The organism is Chromobacterium sp. FG89 (assembly GCF_057808735.1).
In genome coordinates, this window is sequence record NZ_JBMDIQ010000004.1 from 163,187 (window position 1) to 178,566 (window position 15,380).

14 protein-coding genes are annotated in these 15,380 nt (G+C 67.9%); 8 read left to right on the top strand and 6 right to left on the bottom strand.

What is annotated here, in order from left to right:
• Positions 1-342 precede the first annotated feature (342 nt).
• Together ACODRW_RS05670 and ACODRW_RS05675 are read right to left on the bottom strand one after the other, a co-directional pair.
• Complete coding sequence (locus ACODRW_RS05670; protein ID WP_488905335.1) at positions 343-3,621, bottom strand: sensor domain-containing protein; 3,279 nt, start codon at positions 3,619-3,621, stop codon at positions 343-345.
• Positions 3,622-3,823: 202 nt separating this feature from the next.
• Positions 3,824-5,272, bottom strand: coding sequence for an aminotransferase-like domain-containing protein (locus tag ACODRW_RS05675; protein WP_107800265.1), 1,449 nt, complete (start codon positions 5,270-5,272; stop codon positions 3,824-3,826).
• A 230-nt stretch (positions 5,273-5,502) separates the two neighbouring features.
• On the opposite strand from ACODRW_RS05675, the gene ACODRW_RS05680 reads away from it, so the two are divergent.
• From ACODRW_RS05680 to ACODRW_RS05710, 7 genes are all read left to right on the top strand, one after another.
• Positions 5,503-6,210 (top strand): LysE family translocator, encoded by a 708-nt coding sequence (locus ACODRW_RS05680; protein ID WP_488905336.1) that lies wholly within the window; start codon positions 5,503-5,505, stop codon positions 6,208-6,210.
• A 70-nt stretch (positions 6,211-6,280) separates the two neighbouring features.
• Positions 6,281-6,832, top strand: a complete 552-nt coding sequence (locus ACODRW_RS05685; RefSeq protein ID WP_235089436.1) for an isochorismatase family protein — start codon at positions 6,281-6,283, stop codon at positions 6,830-6,832.
• Positions 6,833-6,940: 108 nt separating this feature from the next.
• Positions 6,941-7,159 (top strand): DUF1737 domain-containing protein, encoded by a 219-nt coding sequence (locus ACODRW_RS05690; protein WP_449727709.1) that lies wholly within the window; start codon positions 6,941-6,943, stop codon positions 7,157-7,159.
• On the top strand, positions 7,146-8,054 hold the full coding sequence (locus ACODRW_RS05695; protein WP_107800261.1) for an EamA family transporter: 909 nt from the start codon (positions 7,146-7,148) through the stop codon (positions 8,052-8,054). Before ACODRW_RS05690 ends, ACODRW_RS05695 begins: the two co-directional genes overlap by 14 nt.
• A complete protein-coding gene (locus tag ACODRW_RS05700; protein ID WP_488905337.1) occupies positions 8,044-8,961 on the top strand; it encodes a GlxA family transcriptional regulator in 918 nt (305 codons plus the stop codon). Before ACODRW_RS05695 ends, ACODRW_RS05700 begins: the two co-directional genes overlap by 11 nt.
• Before the next feature lie 109 nt (positions 8,962-9,070).
• Positions 9,071-9,712, top strand: a complete 642-nt coding sequence (locus ACODRW_RS05705; protein WP_488905338.1) for an LPP20 family lipoprotein — start codon at positions 9,071-9,073, stop codon at positions 9,710-9,712.
• Entirely contained in the window at positions 9,712-10,983 is a 1,272-nt protein-coding gene (locus ACODRW_RS05710) for a flagellar assembly protein T N-terminal domain-containing protein (RefSeq protein ID WP_107801919.1), read from the top strand. Before ACODRW_RS05705 ends, ACODRW_RS05710 begins: the two co-directional genes overlap by 1 nt.
• A 69-nt stretch (positions 10,984-11,052) precedes the next feature.
• Here the strand turns inward: ACODRW_RS05710 and ACODRW_RS05715 are convergent, their stop codons facing one another.
• The 4 genes from ACODRW_RS05715 to sgrR all read right to left on the bottom strand — a co-directional run bounded on the left by ACODRW_RS05715 (position 11,053) and on the right by sgrR (position 15,051).
• Positions 11,053-11,469 carry a RidA family protein gene (locus tag ACODRW_RS05715; protein WP_488905339.1) on the bottom strand — a complete coding sequence of 139 codons (417 nt, stop codon included), beginning with the start codon at positions 11,467-11,469 and terminating at the stop codon, positions 11,053-11,055.
• Positions 11,470-11,503: 34 nt separating this feature from the next.
• Positions 11,504-12,718: a cyanate transporter gene (locus tag ACODRW_RS05720; protein ID WP_253314119.1), complete on the bottom strand. Its 1,215-nt coding sequence runs from the start codon at positions 12,716-12,718 to the stop codon at positions 11,504-11,506.
• Entirely contained in the window at positions 12,715-13,260 is a 546-nt protein-coding gene (locus tag ACODRW_RS05725) for a MarR family winged helix-turn-helix transcriptional regulator (protein ID WP_488905340.1), read from the bottom strand. The genes ACODRW_RS05720 and ACODRW_RS05725 overlap by 4 nt, the downstream gene beginning before the upstream one ends.
• 108 nt (positions 13,261-13,368) lie before the next feature.
• On the bottom strand, positions 13,369-15,051 hold the full coding sequence (sgrR, locus tag ACODRW_RS05730) for an HTH-type transcriptional regulator SgrR (protein ID WP_488905341.1): 1,683 nt from the start codon (positions 15,049-15,051) through the stop codon (positions 13,369-13,371).
• An 89-nt stretch (positions 15,052-15,140) separates the two neighbouring features.
• On the opposite strand from sgrR, the gene ACODRW_RS05735 reads away from it, so the two are divergent.
• Complete coding sequence (locus ACODRW_RS05735; RefSeq protein WP_488905342.1) at positions 15,141-15,374, top strand: hypothetical protein; 234 nt, start codon at positions 15,141-15,143, stop codon at positions 15,372-15,374.
• Positions 15,375-15,380 lie beyond the last annotated feature (6 nt).

Here is a 15,380-nt window from a genome sequence, read left to right on the forward strand (position 1 = left end):
ATTGGCGCGTCTATTCGGTAACCAAGCTAGGGAGGGGCTGGCTTCACAGGCAGCCCTCAGGCAAGGCGGAGCGTCCGACAGGCAGCTGCCGGAACGATCAGAAAATCTGAGGCGAACGGTATTATATATCTAACGCACTGATTTGTCAGAAAAATACAAGAATTTATCCGGCAATGGCCGAATCAGACGCGGCGATGAGGCGGTTTTCACAAAAAAATCAGGGAGATGGATTTATCCGCCGCCGTCGCCGTTGTGTTGAAAATCGCATTGGCAAGCGGGTTTCAGCGCCCTTGTCCCGCTATCCCGTCTAAGCGCGGCGGATCGTAAACCGGTTCATTTAGTTTAGAGGCGGAGCGGGGCCGCGCCGCCTTTCTTGACCAGTTCGGCGAATTCGTTTTCCGGCATCGGCCGGGCGTAGAGAAAACCTTGGCCGTGCTCGCAACCGGCGTCCAGCAGGAAGCGGCGCTGGGCTTCGTTTTCCACGCCTTCGGCCACCAGGCCCAGGTGCAGGGTTTTGGCCAGCGAGATGATGGCCAGGCTGATGCTGGTTTCGTGCTCGCGGTCCGGCAGGCCGCGCACCAGCGATTGGTCGATTTTCAGCGTTTGCACCGGCAATTGGCGCAGATAGCTGAGCGAGGAATAGCCGGTGCCGAAATCGTCGATGGACAGGCCGACGCCCAGTTGGCGCAGCTCGCGCAGCACCGACAGATGCGCGTCCGGATTGCTCATCACGAAGCGCTCGGTGATTTCCAGTTCGATCTGCTGCGGCGGAACCCGGCAGTCGCGCAGCGCCTGTTTCAGGGTTTGCAGAATGGGCGCGCGCTGGATTTGCGCGCCGGCGATATTGAGGCTGAGCACACCCGGCGACAGGCCGGCGCCCTTCCAGCGGCGCAGAATGCCGCAGGCGTGGCGGATCAGCCAGCTGCCGATCGGGATGATCAGGCCGGTTTCCTCGGCCAGCGGAATGAAGGTGTCCGGCCCGATCAGGCCCCGGCTCGGGTGCTGCCAGCGCAGCAAGGCCTCGGCGCCGATCAGGGCGCCGCTTTGCAGATGATATTTGGGCTGGAACACCAGGAAGAGTTCGCGCCGCTCCAGCGCCAGGCGCAGCTCGCGTTCCTGTTCCACCCGCAGCCGCGCGCGCTGGGTCAGTTCCTCGGTGTAAAAGCGGAAGGCGCCCTTGCCGTCGTTCTTGGCCTGGTACATGGCGGCGTCGGCGTTGCGCATCAGCGTTTCCGCGTCCTGGCCGTCGCGCGGGTAGATGCTGATGCCCACGCTGCAGCCCACTTCCACCTCCTGTTCTTCCAGGCGGAACGGCCGGGCGCAGGCTTTGACGATCTTGTTGGCGATGTCGATCACCGGATTGTCGGCTTTCTGGTTCTCCAGCAGGATCAGGAATTCGTCGCCGCCGATGCGGGCCACGGTGTCGTTGGCGCGCAGGCAGTCCTTGAGCCGGGCGGCCACTTCCACCAAGAGGCGGTCGCCGGCGCCGTGGCCGCGGGTGTCGTTGATCTGCTTGAAATTGTCCAGATCGATGAACAAGACCGCCACGCGGCGGCGTTCGCGTTTGGCGGTCTGGATCGCGTGTTCCAGCCGCGACAGGAACAGCAGCCGGTTGGGCAGGGTGGTCAGCGAGTCGTAATGCGCCAGCTGCGCCATTTCGGCGGCGGATTTCTTGATCTGGGCGATGTCGGAGAACACGCCGACGTAGTTGCGCACCGCGCCGTCGGCGTCGCGCACCGCGGTGACGGTGAGCCAGGCCGGCGCCACGCTGCCGTCCTTGTGCCGGTTCCAGATTTCGCCTTGCCAGCGGCCGTGTTCCGCCACGGTCTGCCACAGCCGGCGGTAGAAGCCGGTGTCGTGGCGCCCGGAATGCAATAGGCGCGGGCTCTGGCCCAAGAGGTCGGCGCGGGCGTAGCCGGTGAGCGCGCTGAAGGCCGGGTTGACGTCGAGGATGCGCAGATCGGCGTCGGCGATCATCACCCCTTCCAAAGTGTGTTCGTAAACGGCGGCGGCCTGCTGCAGGGTCTGTTCGCGGCGCTTGAATTCGCTGATGTCCTGCAAGGTGCCGCTCAGGCGGACGACGCGGCCGCGGCCGTCCTGTTCCAGCGAGATGTGATGGCGCACGTGGCGGTCGCCGCCGTCCGGCAGCAGGATGCGGTGGTCAAGCTGCGCGGTTTCGCGCCGGCGCAGCACTTGGCGCAGGCAGCGGCGCAGCGGCGGCCAGTCGGCGGGCGGCAGCAAGGCGGGCAAGCGCGCCAGCGGCGGCGGGGGCCGGGCGGGGTCCAGCCGCCACAATTGGTACAGCTCTTCCGACCAATGCGGGGCGGCGTCGCCGCGCCGCCATTCCCAATGGCCTATCCGCGCCTGGGCCAGCGCCTCGCTCTGACGGCGTTGAGCGTCGCTGTGGTATTGGCTGCGCTCCAGGAAGTTGGACAGCATGTCCGCCACCGATTGCAGCATGTGTTGCTCTATCCACAGCCAGCTATGCGGCGTCGGCGCGCTGACCGCCAGCACGCCGCGCCAGCATTGGCGAGGCCGCAGCGTGGCCAGCAGCGCGCTCTGGCCGTTGTCGCCCAGCAATTGGCGCAGCGCGGCGGCGGCTTCCGGCGCGTCGGCGCTGTCGTTCAGTTGCAAGGTGCGTTGCTGGCCCAGCTGTTGTTCCAGCCAGCAGAGTTTGGAGCGGGGGATGGCCGGGGCCTCGGCCGGCGGTCCGGCCGCCCGCGCCTCGTTTCGCCATTCTCGGGCGATGCGCACTTGCTTGCCTTCGGCGTCGAGCAGGGCCAGCAGGCAGCGGTCGGCGCCCAGGAATCGTCCCACGCGCTCCAGCAGGCCGCTCATGCGCGCCCACAGAGGTTCGGCCGGTTGGCTGGCCAGTTCGGCGGACAGGCCGGCCAGTTGCGCGAGGATGTCCAGATGGCGGGTCAGCAGTTGCTCGGAGGTGAGCCGGTCGGTGGCGTCGTGGAAGGTCAGCAGCAGGCAGTCCTGGCCTTCGGCCCGCAGCGGCCGCGCGCGGATGTCGGCATGGCCGGCGTCGCCGTCCGGCCGGCGCAGCGGGGTGGCGGCGATCTGGCTGGGTTTGTCCTTGGGCAGGGCCAGCAGCGGCCGCAGCGCTTCGGCCAGTCCGCTGTCGGGCGCCAGCGCCGAGAGCGCGAGGGGATAGGCGGGCGGCTCGGTGAGGCCCAGCAATTCCATCAGCGCGGCGTTGGCGTACAGCACTTGCTGGCCGCTGGGCTCCAGCAGCAGCACGCCGTCGTCCAATTGCTCCAGCATGGCCTGGGCCGGCGGCGGCTGGGGTTTGGCGGCGGCGCTCAGCGCCGGTTGCAGCAGCTGCCGCCCCAGGCTGTGGGTCATGTCGGTGAGCATCTGCCGCGCCTGTCGTCCGGCGGCGCTGTCCTGCGGCAGCGCGGGCTGGGCGGCCAGCGCGGACAGCATCTGCGCTTCGCCTATGGCGTGGCGCAGCGCGTAATCGCGCACTTGCTCCAGCTGGCGCAACAGGCTGTCCAGCGACGCGCCGGCGGCGAAGGCGGCGTCGTAGCGGTTCAGCAAGTCGCGCAGACGGCGTTGGTGTTTGCCGGCGGCGGGCCCGCTATCGGCGGCGGCTGGTTTCTTGATCGTCGGCATGAAGTCTCTTTCTGCGCTCGCGCCCGCTGCGGACGCGGTCAGGTCTTGCTTCATTGTTAGGCATGGATTTCAAAAAGGCCAACCACTTAATAGCTATATGAGTGGTTCATAAAAACGCCGGCGCGTCTTGAACATGTCTTCGCGCGCGGCGGGGCGCGGACTTGCGCGGGATCCGCCGCCGGCTGGCGTTGCCGGCGGGGTTTTATGAACGCCGGAGCAGGCCGGCCAGTTCGCCGACGCGCGCCAGCGCCGCCAGATAGCGGTCGTCCAGCGGATAGCAGCAGGACAGCCGCAGCGCGTTGGGATAGCGGCCGCTGGGGGAGTACAGCGGGCCGGGCATGATGCTGATCTTTTCCGCGATGGCGGCGTGGAACAGCGCCACCGCGTCGATGTCCTCGGGCAGTTCCACCCAGATCAGGAAACCGCCGGAAGGCGCGGTGGCGTGGGTGCCGGCCGGGAAGTGGCGCGCGATCATGCCGCGGACTTTTTCCACGTGGGCGGCGTAGCGCCGCTTCAGCGCGCGCAGATGATGGTCGTAGCCGCCGGACTCCAGAAAGGCGCCCAGGGTTTCCGCCAGCACCGCCGGCTCCGCCACCGAGGAGGCGAATTTGAGCTGGCGCAGCGCGTGGCCGAAGCGTCCGCCCTCCATCCAGCCGATGCGGAAATCGGGCGCCAGGGTCTTGGTGTAGCTGGAGCAGACGATGACCCAGCCTTCGTCGTCGAAGGCCTTGACCGCAGGCGACAGGGTGTCGCCGAACTGCAGCTCGGCGTACAGCGCGTCCTCGATCAACGGCACTTGGTGACGGGTGATCAGCCGCGCCAGCCGTTTCTTGGCCTCCAGCGGCATGGTCGCGCCCAGCGGATTGTGCACATTGGGCATCGCCACCAGCGCGTTGATGCGTTTTTCCGCCAGCAAGAGTTCCACCGCGTCGATGGACAGGCCGGTTTGCGGGTCGGTGGGGATCTCCACCGTTTTCAGGCCCAGGCTGGCGATCAAGGGCAGCAGGTTGAAATAGGTGGGCGATTCCAGGCCCACGGTGTCGCCGGGCCGGGTCACCGCGCGCAGCGCCAATTGCAGCGCTTCCATGCAACCGTGGGTGAGCACGATGTCCTGCGCCTGCAAGGTCATGCCCAGTTCCAGACCGCGGCGCGCGATCTGGGTGCGCAGCCGCAAGGAGCCCGGCGGCAGCGCGTAGCGGCTGATCATGCCGGGCTGGCGGCGCAGTATCTGTCCCATTAGCCGGCCCAGCTTGCCGCCGGGGTAGAAGTCGCCGCCGTGCGGACAGGCCAGCGCCAGGTCGATGTAGTCCTCGTTCTGCTGCGCCTCCAGCACGGTGTCGATCAGGCCCAGCACCTGCGGGCGGGTGGGTGCCGCCGGGCTGCTGAGGGTGGCGGCCGGCCGCGCCGGCGACGGCAGCCGCGCCCGCACGTAGTAGCCGGATTGCGGCCGGGCCTCGATCAGGCCGCGGTCTTCCAGCACCCGGTAAGCGGCCACCACGGTGTTCAGGCTGAGCTGGCGGCTTTGCGAGGTGCGCCGCACCGACGGCAATTTGGCGCCGGGCGGCAGCGTGCCGCGCTTGATGGCCAGCGACAGATCGTCGGCCAGTTGCTGATACAGCGTGGGGGCTTGGGGGGCGACAATGGGTTCCATGAGCACAGCTTGCCGCGCTTGGGCGGTGGTAGACAGACACAGTGCCCATGATAGGCGATGGTGACAGTTTGAGGAAACGCCGCGCTGTCACCACCGCGAAAGGTGACAGCTGCGGCTGTCGGCGCGGCGAGTCGCTGCGTAGCATGGATTGGGAAAGCGGGGCCGCGTCGGCCCCATGCATCGTCATACCGCGCCGCCGGCCGGCGCGGAGCAAGAAAGTGAAGCCCGTCATGCCCGAATTCGCCCTACTGTCCTACGTGGCGGTGATGTCCATCACCCCCGGCCCCAATAACCTGATGCTGACCGCGTCCGGCGTCAATTTCGGCTTTCGCCGCACCATCCCGCACATGCTGGGCATCAGCCTGGGCTGCGCTTTCCAGGTGTTCCTGGTGGGCAGCCTGCTGTCGCTGCTGCTGGACGGCATCCAGGCCGCGCGGTTGCCGCTGGCCCTGCTGGGCTGCGCTTATCTATTGTGGCTGTCCTGGAAGATCGCCCGCGCCGGCCAGCCGGAGGCGGGCGCGGCGGCGCGCCCGCTGGGCTTTGTCGGCGCGGCGCTGTTTCAATGGCTGAATCCCAAGGCCTGGGTGATGGTGATCAACGCCGCCATCCTGTTCATGCCGGCGGCGGACGGGCAGCGCTGGCTGGGCGCGGCCATGCTGGCGGCGGTGTTCGCCGTGGTCAACCTGCCCTGCATCGGCGTCTGGGCCTGGGCCGGCGAGCGCTTGCGCGCCTGGCTGGCCAGCCCGCGCGCCTTGCTGGGTTTCAATCTGAGTATGGGCGTGTTGATGGCGGCCACCGCGCTGTGGCTGTTGTACGACGAATTCCAGCCGCAGGGCCCGGCGCGGGCGGCCGAGGTCGTGGCCGCGCAGGCGGCGCCGCGAGCGGTGGGCACGATGTCCGTTTTTGACAGCGGCTTGTCCGTAATCAGCGTTAAATAAAGGCGGGAGAGTCCGTAGCATTCGGGCTGTGTTCAACAGCGTCCGGCCCGGACGCGAGGGAGAAACCGCCATGAAGAAAACCGCCTTGCTGGTGATTGACGCGCAAGAGTCGTTCCGCCACCGTCCGTATTGGAAGGAAGACGAGATTCCGGCCTTTCAGGACAAGCTGCAGCAATTGATCGCCGGCGCCGAGAGACTGGGCGCGCCGGTGATCAACATCCTGCACGAAGACGGCGACGCCGCCTTTTCCGCCGAGTCCGGCCTGGTGCGGCCGCTGGAGTGGCTGCGCCACCGGCCGGCCGCCACCTTCGTCAAGCACGTGCACAACGCCCTGACCGATTCCGGCCTGCAGCCCTGGCTCATCCGCCACGGTATCCAGCGCTTGATCGTGTCCGGCATCCGCACCGAGCAATGCTGCGAAACCACCACCCGGGTGGCCTCGGACTTGGGCTACGAGGTGGATTTCGTCACCGAGGCCACGCTGACTTTCGACATGAGCCATCCGCATAGCGGCCAGGTGTTCAGCGCGGCGGAGATTCGCGCCAAGACCGAGCTGGTGCTGGCCGGCCGTTTCGCCGACATCGTCAGCGTGGAGCAGGCGCTGGCCAAGCTGGCGCGCTGAACGGCGGGTATTTGATCATCGCCATCTCGACTATCTGATGTTACCGTAAAGCGATATCCAAAATGAATGCGGCGGGCGCGGCCCGCCGCGCAGCCATGGGAGAATTGCATGCAGCCCACCCTTCCGCCCGACGACATGCCGGTCTACCGTCTGCTGACCGGCCCGGACGACGCCGGCTTCTGCCGCCGCGTCAGCGAGGCGCTGGCCCTGGGCTACCGGCTGTACGGCTCGCCGGCGGCCACCTTCAACGGCGAGCGCGTCATCGTCGCCCAGGCGGTGCTGTGGCCGGGCGCGCAAGCCCAGGGAGGCGGCGATGCCGTGGAGTGATCTCTTGCAGGCGCTGGCCATCGTGCTGGTGTGGGGCGTCAACTTCGTGGTGATCAAATGGGGCGTGTCCGATGTGCCGCCCTTGCTGCTGGGCGGCCTGCGCTTCTGTCTGGCCGCGGTGCCGGCCTTGTTCTTCATCCGCCGGCCGGCGCTGCCGTGGCGCTATCTGCTGGCCTACGGCCTCAGCGTGGGCGTCGGCCAGTTCGCCTGCCTGTTCACCGCGATCAAGCTGGGCATGCCGGCCGGCCTCGCCTCGGTGGTGCTGCAATCGCAGGCTTTCTTCACCCTGATCCTGGCCGGGCTGTGGCTGCGCGAGCGCTGGCAGGCCAGCCAGATGGCCGGCCTGCTGCTGGCCCTGGGCGGCCTGGCGCTGATAGGCCTGAGCAAGGGCGGCAGCATGACGGCGGTGGGCCTGGGTCTGACCATCGCCGCCGCCTTCAGCTGGGCATTGTCCAATGTGGTGGTGAGGCAGATGGGCCGCGCCGGCTACAGCGTGCAGCCGCTGGGCCTGGTGGTGTGGTCCAGCCTGGTGCCGCCGATTCCGTTCTTCCTGCTGTCCTGGTGGCTGGAAGGGGGCGAGCGCATCGCCGCCGCCTTGGAGCATTTCACACCGCAGGCGCTGTTCGCGGTGGCCTATCTGGCTTTTGTCGCCACTCTGTTTGGCTATGGCTTGTGGAGCCGGCTGCTGTCGCGCCATCCGGCCGGCAAGGTGGCGCCGTTTTCCCTGCTGGTGCCGGTGGTGGGCGTGCTGGCCTCGGGCCTGCTGCTGGGCGAGCGCCTGAACGCGCTGCAGGCGGCCGGCAGCCTGTTGTTGCTGGCCGGGCTGGCGGTGAACGTGTTCGGCGCGCGCTGGCTGGCGCGCCGGCGCGCGGGAGCGGCGACGCGTGGCGCTTGATATCTTTTTCGTGTTGCCGCCCAATCTGCTGCTGGTAGACCTGGCCGGCCCGGCCGACGCTTTCCGCATCGCCGCGCAACTGGGCGCGCCGTTCCGGTCGCATTACATCGCGCCGGCGTCCGGCGTGCCTACCTCGCTGGGCTTGAGTCTGGAAGGCGCGGCGCCCTTGCCAGAGGTTTTACCGGACGAGGCGTTGGTGGTGATCAGCGGCGCCGCGCATTCGATCGAGGCTTACGCGCGCCCGGAGGCGCGCGAGATCGTGCGTTGGCTGCGTCGCAGGGTGGATCCCCGCCGCCAGCGGGTGGCCAGCATTTGTTCCGGCAGCCTGCTGACGGCGGAAGCCGGTTTGCTGGACGGCCGCCAGTGCACCACTCACCACACTTTGCTGCAGCGTTTGCAGCAGCTGGCGCCGCAGGCCAGGGTGCAGCAGAACCGCGTCTTCGTGCAGGACGGGCCCATCAGCAGCAGCGCCGGCATCACCGCCGGGGTGGACTTGGCGCTGCAATTGATCGCGCAGCTGGCCGGCCCGGCGCTGGCGCGGGACGTGGCGCGCCACATGGTGGTGTATTTCCGCCGTTCCGCCGGGGATCCGGAGTTGTCGCCGTGGCTGACGCACCGCAACCATTTGCACCCGGCGGTGCACAAGGCGCAGGACCTGATCGCCGCCGATCCGGCGCGCGGCTGGCGGGTGGAGGACTTGGCCGGCCAGGTGCACGTCAGCGCCAGGCATTTATCGCGCTTGTTCCGCGAGCACGCCGGCGTGTCGGTGCACGACTATCACACCGGGCTGCGCCTGGCGCTGGCCAGCCAGTGGCGCGGCGCCGGCCTGTCCAAGGAGAAGGCCGCGCTGGCGGCCGGATTTTCCTCGGCGCGGCAATTGAACCGGGCCGACGCCGGCGGCCATTGATGCGGGCGGGATTTTGTTTTTATTCAAGTTTTGCATAGGAATGCCGATGTTGCGGTTGACGTTCGCTTAGATCGCTTCATAATTCGAGCAATATCCAACGGTATTTGCCATGAAAACGATTCCCAGTGTTGCCTGCTTCCTGTCCGTCTTGCTGGGCTTGTCCGCCTGCGCCACCGCCGAGCGTCCGCCGCTGGCCGCCGAGGCGCCGCGCGCCGCCGCGGGGATGACGCCGAGCGGCGTCGGTTTCGTCGGTCCTGGCATTGAAACCGAAGCGCCCAAGGTGGTGGTCAAGGAAGTGAATCCCTATCAGCCCATCGTGGTGCGGGTGGTGGGCAGCGGCGCGGCGCCGTACACCTCCAGCCTGACGCCGTCGCAGCGCAAGCTGCTGGCCTTGCGCGCCGCCCGGCTGGACGCTTTCCGCGCCATCGCGGAACAGGTGCAGGGCATGAAGCTGGTGGGCAACAGCTCGGTGTCGAACATGATCGCCAACAGCGATAGCTTCCGCACCTATGTGGACGCCTATCTGCGCGGGGTCAACATCGTGTCCAACAACATGAAGCCGGACGGCACCAGCGAGGCGGTGGCCGAGATCACGCTGGATCAGGACTTCTACAAGCAGTTCCGCCAGGCGCTGGACAAGACCGGCAGCGTGATGAAGGCTTCGCAGGAAAACGCCACGTCCGGCCTGCAGTGCGCCGAGGGCAATTGCGGCGCGGCGCGTTACAACAGCAACTACTACATGGCTCAATGATGCGGTTTCGTTTCCGTACCCTGCTGGCCGCCGCGTTTGCGGCGGCTTTTGTTTGTCCGGCCGGCGCCGAGATCATGCGCGCCGAGGGCGTGGCCTCATTGGACAACGGCGTCGCCGCCGCGCGCGAGCAGGCGCTGCAGGACGCGCTCAAGATGGTGGCGCTGCGCCAGGGCGCGCGGGTGGAGGCTTCGCAGGGGCTGGATTACGGCAGGAGCAGCGAGTCCGGCACGCTGACGCCGCTGGCGCCGGCGCAGGGCGCGGTCAAGGTGGTGAAGGAGTTCCAGCAGGGCAAGCTCTACCATGTGCTGGTGGAGGTGGACACCGCCAAACCGTCCGGCGCCGCGCGCGGCAAGGAGGCCGCCTGCGCGATGCCGCCGGGCCGCAGCCTGCGCCGCAAGATCGTCACCACGTATTTCCAGGTGGACCGCCCGGCAGAGGCGTCCGACATGCCGGAGCTGGCCACCGGCCTGCCCACCGAGCTGTCGCGGCGGCTGGGCGCCAACCGCATGTACAGCCTGTTGGACGCCAACACGGTGTCGGTGCTGGCGGATGCGCGCGTGGCCGAGCCGGCCGCCGGCGCGGAGATCGCCCGCCGCATCGGCCAGTCCGAGGACGCCCAGTTCGTGGTGGCCGGGCGGGTGCTGGCCACCGGCGCCACCGCCAAGGGGCTGCGCAAATCGCTGTACGAGTCCAACAACACCAGTCAGCAGGGGACGTTCTACAACGGGCCGTTCGCCGGCCTGTTCGGCGGCGGGGTCAAATACGTGCCCACCGAGCGCCAGTTCGACGCCGAAGTCTGGGTGTACGACGCGCTGACCGGCGCCTTGCTGGCCCGCGAGCGGGTGTCGGAGCTGGCCAAGGGCGAAGTGACGCCGAATCCGCCGCGGCCCTTCGCCTCGGCGGCGTTCTGGCAGAGCGATTACGGCCAGGCGGTGAACCGGGCGCTGGATCAGGCGGTGAGCAGGATAGGCGAGGTGATTTCCTGCATTCCGTTCTCCGCACGCATCGTCAAACTGGCCGGCCCGCGCCAGGTCTACATCAACGCCGGCTCGCTGGACGGCGTCGCCGTCGGCGATAAATTCCTGGTCTATCAGCGCAAGAGCGCGCAGCCGGTGCGCGATCTGATCTCCGGGCGCGAGCTGGGCGTGCCGGAAACCCTGGCCGGCGACGTCGTCATCAGCCAGGTGCAGCCCAATTTCGCCGTCGGCGCGGTGCAGGCGCCGGGCAAGGTGGAAGAAGGCGATTACGTGCGCTTCATGCCGCGGCGCTGAGCGCGGCCGCCAATGAAAAAAAGCCCGCCTTCACGGCGGGCTTTTTTGCGTCGGATTTGCGTCGGAGAGTCAAGCGGGCAGGAAGGCGGTGGCCTCGATTTCGAACAGCATGCCGTCCAGCGCCAGCCGCGGCACCGGGATCAGCGTGCAGGCCGGCGCGGGCAGCGCGCCCCAGGCGGCGGCCAGTTCCGCGCCGAAGGCGCGCAGCCGCGTTTCGCTGTGATCGACGATCAGCACCGTCAGCTTGGCGACATGGGCGAGGTCGGCGCCGCCGGCGGCCAAGGCGGTGCGCAGATTGGCCAAGGCCTGGCGCACTTGCGCCTCGAAACCGTCGGCCAGTTCGCCGGCGGCGTTTTCACCGCCCTGACCGGCCACCAGCAGCATGCGGCTGCCGGCGTCGACGATGGCCAGATGGGAATAGCCGTTGGGCGCCGGGTCGTACAGGCCGGCGGGATTGCTCAGGCGGAAGGGAACGGTTGTGCTCATCGACTCTCTCCTGTGGTGTGCCGCCGTCCCGGGATCAACGGGGCTGCGCGGCGACGACGGCCGGGTTTTGCATCGCTTCGGCGTAGCCCTGGGGCGCGAAGCGGCGGGTCAGCACCAGCAGGCTGGCGATCAGCAGCGCCAGGCACAGCCAGGCCAGATTGAAGCTGGAGGTGGCGTCGCGGATCCAGCCGGCGGCGAAGGGCGCCACCGCGGCGATCAGATAGCCTATGCCCTGCACGAAGGCTGACAACTGGCCGGCGTTGCGCGCGTCCTCGTAGTGGTGCAGCGTCAGAATCATGGTCAGCGGGAACAGGCCGCCCACGCCCAGACCCAGCAGCGCCACCCACAGCAGCAGCAGGCCGCCGTGCGGCGCCAGCACCATGCCCAGCAAGCCGGCCAGCACCGCCAGCAGCACCAGGGTCAGCCAGCCGCGCATATCATGACTGCGCGCCGACAATAGCGGGATGGTCAGGCCGGACACCACTTCCATGCCGGTCATGAAGCTGAGCATCAGGCCGCCTTGCTGCTGGCTCCAGCCCAGTTGCACGAACAAGGCCGGCAGCCAGGCCAGCGAGCTGGCGTAGACCGCGGTGCCGATGCCGAAATAAAAGGCCAGCAGCCAGGCGCGCGGGATCCGGCTGAATTGCGGAGCGCGCGCGGCGGAGCCGCCGCCGGGAGCGCGGCGCGGCGCGCTCAGCAGCCAGCAGGGCAGCGCCAGCGCCGCCAGAGCGGCCCAGGCGGCCAGGCCGTTTTGCCAATGCGCGCTATGCGCGGCCAGCCACGGCGCGCCGGCGGCGGCCAGGGAGGCGCCGCCCATGATGGCGGTGATGTAGAAGCCCATCAGCGCCGAGACCTTGTGCGGGAAATACTGCTTGATGAAGCCGGGAATCAGGGCCTGGGCCAGCGCGATGCCGATGCCGGCCATCAGCGCGGTGGCCAGCAGCGCGCCGAAGCTCGCCGGCAGCCAGCGCAGCGCGCTGGACAAGAAAATCAGCAGCAGGGCGATGACCACGCCCAGCCGCGCGCCGGCGCGGCGTTCCAGCCAGCTGCCCAGAAAGGCGCCGGCGCCCATGGTGGCCACCGGCAGCGTGGTCAACAGCGAGGCGTCGCTGAAGCTCATGCCGGTGGCGTGGCGCAGCTGGTCCAGCAGCGGGCCGATGGCGGCGAGGGCGGGGCGCAGGTTCAGGCCCACCAGGATGATGGACAGCGCCAGCCACAGCGGGCGCTGAACGGAGGTGTCTTGCTTCATGAAGTTTTGCTTTCGGTGGGGAGGGGGCGAGCTTGGGGCGTCGCTTCGGCTTGCGCTTCTCCGGGGAAGCTTTGCAGCCACTGGCTCAGCAGCGCAGCCAGTTGTTCGCGTTGCGGCGTGGCCAGCGCGGCCAGCGCGGTGTCCTGGGTGGCGATGTGGGCGCTCATCGCGCGCTCAATCAGCTCCAGTCCGGCCGGGCTCAGACGGATCAGCATGCCGCGGCGGTCCTTGGGGTCGGGCAGGCGCTCCACCCAGCCGGCGCTCTCCAGCCGGTCCAGGCGCTTGCTGACCGCGCCCGAGGTCAGCAGCAGCGTGGTGTAGAGCATGGTGGGCGATAGCTGGTAGGGCGCGCCGGCGCGGCGCAGCGTGGCCAGCACGTCGAACTCGCCGTCCTTGAGTCCGAAGCGGGCGAAGTTGTCGGCCAGCGCGCGCTCCACGTGAGTGACCAGCCGCGCCAGCCGACCGATGACGCCGATGCTGGCGCTGTCCAGATCGGGCCGCTCGCGCCGCCACTGGGAGATGATGGTGTCTATCTTGTCCATGGGGGGCGATTATGTCATGGATATGTATTCCTGGGAAGATATTTTACTTAAAGTATCTTTATGTGAAATTATTCGCGCGGCATCAGGCGACCCCGCGTTTGAACCGCTTCAGCCGTCCGCTTGCAGCCAGGCGGACTTGAAATCAAACCAGCCCAGGCTGTTGAGGCGCACGCCCTGCATCTGGGCTGGCCCTTGCAGCCGCAGCCAGTTGTGAAACAGCGGCAGCATCCAGCGTTGCTGGACCACGGCGGCGGACAGATCCTGGGCGCGGAACAGGCCCTGGCGCCAGCTCTGATGCCACTGCGCCAGCGGCAGCGCCGGCTCCAGGCAACGGCGCAGCAGCGGGGTGCCCAGCACCCAGGCGGCCACCGAGTATTCCGGCCGGGTGGCGAAGTTGACCGAGCCCAGCCACACATCGGCGTCGGCCCGGCCCTGCTCCCAGTCGGCGTAGGGCAGAGCGAGGCATTCCAGCGTCACGCCGTGGGGCCGCAGGCAGCGCGCCATCGCGGCGGCGATCAATTGGTACTCCGGATGCTGCTCGTAATACGCCAGACGCAGCGCGCTCAGACCGTCCGGCGGCTTCAGGTTCAAGGCCGGCTGGGCGTGGTGCCAATTGGGCAGCAGGCCGGCGGCCGGCGCCCAGTACTGACGCACCGCCGGCGCGGTTTCATGGATCACGGCCAGCGGCGCCAGGGCCTGGGCCAGCCAGTCGCGCAGCGCGGCGTCGTGCAGACGCGAGGAGCGGCCGTCGGCGAGCAGGAAGTAGACGCCGGACTCCAGCGCCATTTCGGTCTGCACGCTGGGCTCGCGCGGATTGATGCGCACTTCCAGGCCGCAGACCTGGCCGTTGCCGTGTTCCAGTTGTTCGCCCAGTTCCGGCATCATCCAGATGTCCACCTGGTCCAGCAGCGCGCGGTAGCCGAAGTAATCGTCGAAGGCCTGCAAGCACAGCCGGTGGCGGGTGTTGGCGGCGACGCGGTAAGGGCCGGTGCCCACCGGGCGCGAGGCGAAGTCGGCGCGGGCGGCGTGGTCGGCCGGCAGGATCAGCGCGGCGCTGTCGGCCAGCAGCCAGGGCAGCCATTGGTCGGGCTCGCTCAATTCCAGCGCCAGGCTGCGCGGCGACAAGGGCCGCACGGCTTGCAGATGGGAGAACAGCGGCTGCGCGCGCAAGCGCAGCAGCGAGGCCTGGACATCGGCGACGCTCAGCTCGCGGCCGTCGTGCCAGCGCACCGCCGGTCGCAGGTGGAAGTGCCATTCCAGCGGGCCCTGCTGGCTCCAGTGATGGGCGAGATCGCCTTCTACTTCCCCTTTTTCCTCATTTATCCGGCTCAGTCCGTTGAAGATCTGGCCGACCAGATGCCGCTCGGAACGGCGCAAGGGCGTGCCGGGGTAGAGGTTGGGCAAGGGCCGGTAATAAGGCACGCCCAATACCTGGCGGTCCTGGCTCCAGCGTTTGCCCAGCCGCGCCAACAGCAAGGGCGCCAGCTCGCCGCGGTCGTCGCCCAGCAAGTCCACCGCCTGCTCCACCCGGCCCTGTTCCAGCAATTGCGCGGCGCGCTCCCGCTGCAACTGCTCCGGGGCTTGCAGAAAGCGCAGTTGCGAGCGCATGCCGCGCCCGGCTTGCGCCTGCCACGCTATCCAGCCTTGCGCCTGCATCTGTTGCAGCAGGCTGCGCATGTGGCGACGCGTGCAAAACAGCAGGTCGGCCAGCTGTTGCAGCGAGACGGCCTCGGTCTGGCCGGCGAAGTGATGATGGAGCTTCTGGTATTGCTGGGCGAGCCGCGCGGACATAAGAGGAAGTTTCCTGATTGAAAGTCAGCAATTTTTATTGCCTCATATTGCGCCGACAATACTCGCATCCACAGCGGGAGTCCACAGCGATGAAAACCGATCCGACCTTCTTGTTTTACCAGCGTTTTCTCGACGGCAAAAAGCCGGTGTTCGGCTTGACGCCGCAGGCGGCGCTGGAACGCTTGAACGAGTTGATGCAATGGCAGCCGCCGGCGGACGGTGGCGCAGAAAAAAAGCCGGGCGAACCCGGCTTGGAAGGTACTGAGGAGAACGAGGGAATTCAGAACCCGTTCAAAGCCTGGCGAGCCAGCGCCAGACTTTGAAGCGGA